The organism is Pseudoxanthomonas sp. UTMC 1351 (genome assembly GCF_040948865.1).
Lineage (GTDB): Bacteria > Pseudomonadota > Gammaproteobacteria > Xanthomonadales > Xanthomonadaceae > Pseudoxanthomonas_A.
This window is the reverse complement of sequence record NZ_JAVGJT010000077.1, coordinates 1-1,138: the sequence shown is the minus strand read 5'-3', so window position 1 is coordinate 1,138 and position 1,138 is coordinate 1. Positions and strand designations below refer to the sequence as shown.

1 protein-coding gene is annotated in these 1,138 nt (G+C 65.7%); it reads left to right on the top strand.

Features of this window, described 5'->3' with window-relative positions; all coding sequences use genetic code 11:
* Positions 1-1,138 (top strand): xylose isomerase (gene xylA / locus AB6O04_RS20665; protein WP_368566310.1); only part of this gene is annotated, 1,138 nt, incomplete at both ends.

The window sequence follows — 1,138 nt, the reverse complement described above, 5'->3', positions numbered from 1 at the left end:
TCGGCGGCAAGACCATGCGCGAGCACCTGCGTTTTGCGGTGTGCTACTGGCACAGCTTCTGCAACGCCGGCCACGATCCGTTCGGTCCGGGCACGCGCCATTACCCGTGGGATGCCGGCAACGGCAACCCGCTGCAGAAGGCCGAAGCCAAGGTGGACGCGGCGTTCGAGTTCTTCACCAAGCTGGGCGTGCCGTACTACTGCTTCCACGACATCGACCTGGCCCCGGATGCCGAGGAGATCAGTCAGTACGAGAAGAACCTCAAGCACATGGTCGCCCTGGCCAAGGAGCGCCAGCAGGCCACCGGCATGAAGCTGCTGTGGGGCACGGCCAACCTGTTCAGCCACCCGCGCTACATGAATGGTGCGTCCACCAATCCGGACTTCGACGTGGTCGCCCGCGCCGCGGTGCAGGTCAAGGCCGCGCTGGAGGCCACGGTGGAACTGGGCGGCGAGAACTACGTGTTCTGGGGCGGCCGCGAAGGCTACGCCAGCCTGATCAACACCGACATGAAGCGCGAGCAGGACCACATGGGCCGCTTCCTGACGATGGCGCGCGACTACGGCCGCAGCATCGGCTTCAAGGGCGTGTTCCTGATCGAACCCAAGCCGATGGAGCCGATGAAGCACCAGTACGACTTCGACAGCGCCACGGTGGCCGGCTTCCTGCGCCAGCACGGCCTGGATAAGGACTTCAAGCTCAACATCGAAGCCAACCACGCCACGTTGTCCGGTCACACCTTCGAACACGACCTGCAGGTGGCCTCCGACGCCGGAATGCTGGGCAGCATCGATGCCAACCGCGGCAACCCGCAGAACGGCTGGGACACCGACCAGTTCCCGATGGACCTGTACGACACCGTCGGCGCGATGCTGGTGGTGCTGCGCCAGGGCGGCTTGCAGCCGGGCGGCTTGAACTTCGATGCCAAGGTGCGCCGCGAATCGACCGATCCGCAGGACCTGTTCCTGGCCCACATCGGCGGCATGGACGCGTTCGCCCGTGGCCTGGAAGTGGCGCATGCGCTGCTGGAGAACTCGCCGCTGGAAACCTGGCGCAAGGATCGCTACGCCAGCTTCGATGCCGGCGCCGGCCGCGACTTCGAAGCCGGCAAGAGCAGCCTGGCGGATCTGCGCGAGTA